At 52.5% G+C, this 6,290-nt stretch carries 5 protein-coding genes; 2 read left to right on the top strand and 3 right to left on the bottom strand.

The features are described 5' to 3' along the window. Positions 1-70: 70 nt before the first annotated feature. Positions 71-2,395, bottom strand: coding sequence for a PAS domain-containing hybrid sensor histidine kinase/response regulator (locus tag CHH75_RS14470; protein ID WP_141235847.1), 2,325 nt, complete (start codon positions 2,393-2,395; stop codon positions 71-73). 293 nt (positions 2,396-2,688) lie between these two features. Between CHH75_RS14470 and CHH75_RS14465 the strand changes: the two genes are divergently transcribed. After that, on the top strand, positions 2,689-3,042 hold the full coding sequence (locus CHH75_RS14465) for a hypothetical protein (RefSeq protein ID WP_095263610.1): 354 nt from the start codon (positions 2,689-2,691) through the stop codon (positions 3,040-3,042). 184 nt (positions 3,043-3,226) lie between these two features. Here CHH75_RS14465 and CHH75_RS14460 read toward each other — a convergent pair whose 3' ends face one another. Next, entirely contained in the window at positions 3,227-4,162 is a 936-nt protein-coding gene (locus CHH75_RS14460; RefSeq protein WP_095263611.1) for an aldo/keto reductase, read from the bottom strand. Continuing rightward, on the bottom strand, positions 4,159-5,187 hold the full coding sequence (locus CHH75_RS14455) for a Gfo/Idh/MocA family protein (RefSeq protein WP_095398518.1): 1,029 nt from the start codon (positions 5,185-5,187) through the stop codon (positions 4,159-4,161). Before CHH75_RS14455 ends, CHH75_RS14460 begins: the two co-directional genes overlap by 4 nt. A gap of 123 nt (positions 5,188-5,310) precedes the next feature. On the opposite strand from CHH75_RS14455, the gene CHH75_RS14450 reads away from it, so the two are divergent. Beyond that, positions 5,311-6,147, top strand: a complete 837-nt coding sequence (locus CHH75_RS14450; protein ID WP_095398517.1) for an AraC family transcriptional regulator — start codon at positions 5,311-5,313, stop codon at positions 6,145-6,147. Positions 6,148-6,290: the final 143 nt, after the last annotated feature.

The following is a 6,290-nucleotide window of genomic DNA, read 5'->3' as shown; positions in this document are numbered from 1 at the left end:
ATCAACCAGGGGGTTAATCCAATGTCTATTCTAAGGGGTGCACTTCAAGGGTCCTTGGGGTTGCTTCAGTTTAAGCATCGGCAGGTTTTCCCATATCATGCGGAACCGAGGGGGGATCTGACCTCTCAGCCGTGTGACTGCGCTCATCCCACAATTCCAAAGGAACCGTAAAATAGAAGCAGGACCCTTCATTTTCACGGCTGTCTACGCCAATGGCGCCGCCCATGAGCTCGACAAGCTTTTTGCTGATGGCCAAGCCGAGGCCGGTTCCGCCATACTTTCGGTTCAAGAAGGGGTGGAGCTGGGAGAAGGACAGAAACAGCTGATGCTGCTGTTCAATCGGAATGCCGATCCCTGTATCCTTCACTTCAAAAGCGAGGGTAATCTCCTCCTTGCCAGAGCAGGTCATTCCTTTGGCAGACATGAAGACACTGCCGCGTTCCGTAAACTTGACGGCATTGCTGATCAGATTCACAAGCACCTGGCGCAGCCGGATCGGATCCCCGATGACGACTTTGGGGACAGTTTCGGCGTCGAGGCTGCAAGTGAGCTGCAGCCCTTTTTCCCGGGCCTTGCCGGAGAACAGATCAATCACGCTCTGCATCAGGGCCCGCAGGTCAATCGGTTCCTTGTTCAACGTCATTTTACCGGTTTCAATTCGGCTGTAGTCGAGTATTTCATTTAGCGTATGCAGAAGGGAGGTGCTGCTTTCCTTCAGAATCTTAGTAAACGTCTGCTGCTCCTCATCCAGACTGGTGTTCAACAGCAAATCGATCATGCCGATAATCCCGTTCATGGGCGTCCGCAGCTCATGGCTCATCATGGACAGAAACTCGGACTTGGCCTGATCGGCACGCTCGGCGGTTTCTTTGGCGCGGATAATGTCCTTCTCACTCGTAATATCGCGGAATACAAGCACCGCTCCTTTCAGCTCGCCCTGGTCCCATATCGGATTGACCTGATAGTCTGCCAGAAAGCTGGTTTCGTCCTGCCTCCACAGCACAATCTCGGTGCGCGACAGCGATCGGCCGCCTCTCACAGCCTCCACGATCGGTGAATCCTCCTGATAGAAATTCCCGTCCAGGCGCATTTCCCTGATAAGGTGATAGCAGCTGAGTCCGATGATGGATGCAGGCGCGATGCCGAAGATTGCGGCCCCTGCCGGATTAATAAAAGCTACCCGACCTTCCTGATCCAGACCGACAATTCCTTCGGAGACGGTATTGAGCAGAAGGGTCAGCTCGCGGCTCAGCTTCTTGTTTTCTTCCAGGGAGCGAATGCGATCGGTGATGTCCCGCGTAATGCCATATACGCCCACTACTTCGTCGTCCACGATAATTGGGATATTGACCGTGTTGATTTCAACCAGATGCCCGTCTTTGTGCTTGATCGTCAGATCATAGCTTTGAGGCTTGCCCTCTTTCGCCATGTTGAAATGATACAGCGTCTTGGGCAAATCCTTCTCGGCCACAATCGGGCCGAAATACATTCCGATAAGCTCGTCCAGCGTGTAGCCGGTCAGCTCCTGCAGATTGCGGTTGGCGGTCATGTATTCGCCGTCCAGGTTCATGGAGTACACGGCCGATGGATTGTATTCAAACAGGGAGCGGTAACGCTGCTCGCTTTCCTTCAGTTTGAACTCCATTCTCTTCCGTTCGGAAATATCGCGGGCAATGTACAGCATTTCCGTATGCTCGCCTTCCTCGCGGCCGATGATCGGCTTGCAGTTGACTTCAAACCAGATGTGCCTGCCATCCCTGTGAATATAGCGAAACGTAATCGGCATCGCCGGCTCGCTGTGCTGGCAGAATTGCAAGTATTCCTTCAGCGGCGCGACATCTTCCGGATATATATAGTCAAAGGCGCTGTTCCCCTGAAGCTCTTCCGGATGATATCCCAGCAGCTTATAGCAGGCAGGAGAGCAGTAGAGGAAGACGGCATTATCCAAGGTCGTCCTGGATATAAAGTCTTGAGAGTTTTCAATAATCTGTCGGTATTTGTTCTGGTTTTTGAGGAACCGCTGGTTCACGCCGGTGGGATGGCATGTAATAAGAAGCAGCTCCTGGTCGCCGGAGGGGCTTCGCAGGCGTGTATATTTCAAGGATAAGGTGTCTAAGCGGTGATCGGGCCGGAGCATGTCCAGAACCGTTTCAACCACTGGCTTGTGCCCGGTGCGAAGCTGCTCGTATGCGCTGTGAATGAACGTCGGAGAGAATTCGCGGATTTCCTTCCGCTTCGTCTGCATAAATTCTGTTTCGCTGCCCCCGAAAAATTGATAAAAGCTGCGATTGGCCCATACCCATTCGTCCTGTTCCGGAGACAGGAGCGCAAGACCAACCGGTAACTCGTTATATAGCTGTTCCCAAACCCATTCCTGTGATGAAAAAAATATCAAAAGGCTCACCCCCGTCAACTTACACTTACATGAACTGTAATAAGATGAAATGAAACGATAGCATGCATGGCAAAGGCAGCCCAAAACTCCATCGCGCTTGATCAAACCCGGAAATGAAATACTTGCTCTATGTAAATATACGACATCCCCCAGACTTTCTCCTTGAATATATGTTTCTTGCTTGTATTACCCGTCTGATGGTGAATTTAAACGGAAAAAGAAGCGGGTAGGCGAACACCCTCGTCAAGGCAAATGCATACATTACGGTGAGATGATATAAAAGGAGGAGTACCATGTCAACCTACCCGGGACAACAGCTGCTGTTCCAGTGTGATCACCAGCTGGTCAATTCGATGAAGAAGCATAAAGAGCATGCGTACCAGTCGCTGCAAAAGGCGCTTCATCACAAGGTACGAGTGCATACGATGGATGACGAGATCGTTGAAGGGGTCATTATCAATGTGGATGCAAAAAACGTCTACATTCATATCGAGCATGATCCAAGGGGACTGTACCCATACGGGCCACGGCCTAGACCGCCTTACCCTCCATATGGCGGATACCCGCCGTACCCTGCCAATCCGTACTATTCCAACGTGATTCTTCCATTGGCCCTTTTTAATCTGCTGGCAGTGAGCCTTTTATAGGAGAAGTGACCTTTCTATCGTGGATTTGACCTGCGGCACAGCGCAGGTTTTTTTTCGTGGGGAGATGGACGAGGCTGCCGATGAAACAGAAGTACAAACGACCCTCCTCATGATGTGAGAAGGGCCGTTTGTATGCATAGCGATTGATTCGAATTAGGGCGGTAAGCTGATAAGCCCCTAGATGTTACCGGTCTGCACTCAGATCGAGCCAGTTCAGCTCTTCGCGCGTCAGCTCAATTTGTGCGCCTTCCTCGCAGGAGCGCAGCTCCTCTGGCGTCTGGGCGCCAATCAGGGCACAGGTCGGAAACGGCTGGTTCAGTACATAGGCAAGCGCGATCTGAATCGGCGTTACGCCTTTGTCTTTGGCCAGCTGCTTCGCCCGTTCCAGACGCTCCCAGTTGTCGTCGTTGTAAAAGACGCGAACGAGATCCGCATTATCGCGCACTTCAGGCGTGAAGCGCCCGGTGAAAAATCCGCGGGCCTGGGATGACCACGACAGAAGCGGGAACTGCTCGGCTTCATGCCAGTCGCAAGTCTCTTGGTCTGCTGACACGCAGCCTGTCCAGAAGGGCTCATTCGGCTTGGCCAGACTCAGATTGGGGCTGCTGAATGTGAAACCGACCAGCTGATGCTCAGCGGCATACGTGTTGGCTTCCTGAATGCGCTGCCACGTCCAGTTGGAGACACCGATGGCGCCGACCTGGCCGGATTTGATATAGGTATTCAGCGCTTCCACAATTTCGCCTGCCGGAACCGAAGGATCGTCACGGTGGAGGGCATACAAATCAATGAAATCGGTGCGAAGCCGTTCAAAGCTTGTAAGGATATCCTGTTGAATCGCCTTCGGGTTTACCCGGGGCCCATTCTGATCATGATGAGCGCCTTTGGTCAGAATGACGAGCTGATCCCGGTTGCCTCTTTCCTCCATGTAGCGCCCGATTACCTCTTCGCTTTGTCCGCCGCAGTAGATATGTGCCGTATCAATCGAATTGCCGCCAATGGCTAGGAAGGCGTCGAGATTGGCCGCAGCCTTCTCATAGTTATCATGATAGAAGTAGTCCGAGCCTTTCATTAGTACGGAGACCGGTTTGTTTAATCCCTGGATTGAAATATACTTCATGCTTTTAGCTCCTCTCCTGGATATGCATTTAATGTGATTCTGGTCCGCTCATGAGCGGATTGAAGGCAGGCATCAATCACCCGCATATTGTGCACGGCATCCGCCACAGGGTAACGAAGCGGCCTGCGGAATATGATCGCCTCCGCCAGCTCGTCGGCCTGCTCACTGTATGCGTTTACATGGGGGACATCCATCTGATGGCGCTCCCCCTTGGCCGTGAGGAAGAAGTGGCCGCCGCCTTCGGGGAATGTGTAGGCATGAGGCACTTCAATGATGCCCTCTGTCCCGATGATTTCAAGCGGATTACGGAAGGCAGCCCACATTCCGCAGTCAAAGGTAAGCGAGACGTAGCCTTCAAATTCAACTAATCCGGAAGCCATCATATCGACATGATCATGCTCAGGCGAGAAGAGGGCTTGCACGGTGACGGCTTGTGGTTCCTGTCCAAGCAGCAGCCGGGCTGCATTAATCGGATAACAGCCGATGTCATAGATCGAGCCGCCGCCCCAATCTTTACGGAAACGAACATTGCCCGGATTTCCGGCACTGTTGAAGGTAAAGGCACTGTGGATGGCGCGAACCTCGCCGATCGCTCCTTCAACGATCAGCTTCTTGATCATGTCGTAACGCGGATGATGGCGGTACATGAATGCTTCGGCCAGGTGCATTCCTGTCCGCTCAGCAGCATCTGCCATCTCGGCAGCTTCCGCTTCAGTCAGTGCCAGCGGCTTCTCGCACAGCACATGCTTGCCTGCTTCAAGTGCCCGGATGCTCCATTCCTTATGCAAATGATTCGGGAGCGGAACATAGATGACATCGATGGACGGATCCTCCAGCAGTGCTTCATAACTTCCGTAGGCTGTAGGAATATTCAACTCCTCCGCCGTCTTCTTCGCTTTCTCTTCGTCGCGGCTTGCTATCGCTGCAACTTCATTCAGACGGGAATTGGCAACACCGGGAATGACAGCACGCTTGGCTATGCTGGCACAGCCCAGAATTCCCCACTTCAGCTTGGGTGCGCTCATGGCTTGAAATCAACTCCTCGGATACGATTAAGATTATATTGCGATTATAAAAGACAGAAATTAAAATTGATATAATATTATTTTGCAATCGATTATAACAATATTGTTCTATGGAGGGACGGGATGAAACGACAAATCGTGCTGCTCACACTTCCGCAAATGCCCTTCTTCTGCTTCCCGGAATCGGTTGGCATCTACCAGGAAGAACCTGATCATAGCGTATCCCGTTCTGCGGGGGCACTCAACAACTTTAATATTCATTACGTCGCTTCAGGGAAGGGCTATGTTGAGCTCGACAATAAGGTCTATCCGCTCGGACCGGGGGAGGCGGTTCTCTATTTTCCGATGCAGCAGCAGCGCTATTACAGCAGCGAGGACGAGCCTTGGGATGTGCGCTGGTTTCATTTTTACGGCAGCGGTTTGCGGCATTATCTCATTGAACGAGGCTTCCACAAAAGCCAGCTGTGGACCATCCGGCAGCGCGCTGCCTTTGAACAGGCCCATGAAGAGCTGTTGCACGAGGCGGAACAGCACCGGATGCTGAACCCGAGACGATTATCGATACTGACTTATGCGCTGCTGACAGAATTCGTAGAGCAAGCTTCCCCGCTGTCCGGCCCGAAGTCGGGGACTTCGGAACATCGGATTTTGGAGATTCTGCCGATGATGCAGCAGGAAGCGGTGCAGCCGTTCATTCTGGAGGAATGGGCGGAGCGGATTGGGGTGAGCACCTATTATTTCTGCAAATTGTTCCGCAGCGTGATGGAGATGACGCCGATGGAGTTCATCACCCGCTGCCGGCTGCAGATGGCTAAGCAGTGGCTGGTGGAGCGGAAGGAGGACACGATTGGCACCATTGCCGTGGATGCCGGCTATCCCAGCGTCAGTTACTTTAACAAGAAGTTTATGGAGCATGAAGGGATGACGCCGTCGGCTTACCGCCGATTGTATAACGGTTAGCACACGGCCCTTTTGTAACGGATAAGAAGTTCATCCTAAGCTTCCCAGACTTTGGTCCAGGGCTGCATCGCTCCAAGGTCCAGGTCAGATTCACTGCCTGGGTCGGTGTTGTCCCGGGTCTGCCTTTCATACAATGAAGTTAA

The organism is Paenibacillus sp. 7541, assembly GCF_002276395.1.
GTDB classification, from domain to species: Bacteria; Bacillota; Bacilli; order Paenibacillales; family Paenibacillaceae; genus Paenibacillus_AQ; species Paenibacillus_AQ campinasensis.
Note: the sequence above shows the minus strand (reverse complement) of the source record. Positions and strands in the feature narration are given on the sequence as shown.

Bases quoted from the DNA above. Each gene is read 5' to 3' on its own strand.
- CHH75_RS14450 (WP_095398517.1), top strand. From the start codon at position 5,311: ATGAAACGACAAATCGTGCTGCTCACACTTCCGCAAATGCCCTTCTTC.
- CHH75_RS14455 (WP_095398518.1), bottom strand. From the start codon at position 5,187: ATGAGCGCACCCAAGCTGAAGTGGGGAATTCTGGGCTGTGCCAGCATA.
- CHH75_RS14465 (WP_095263610.1), top strand. From the start codon at position 2,689: ATGTCAACCTACCCGGGACAACAGCTGCTGTTCCAGTGTGATCACCAG.
- CHH75_RS14460 (WP_095263611.1), bottom strand. From the start codon at position 4,162: ATGAAGTATATTTCAATCCAGGGATTAAACAAACCGGTCTCCGTACTA.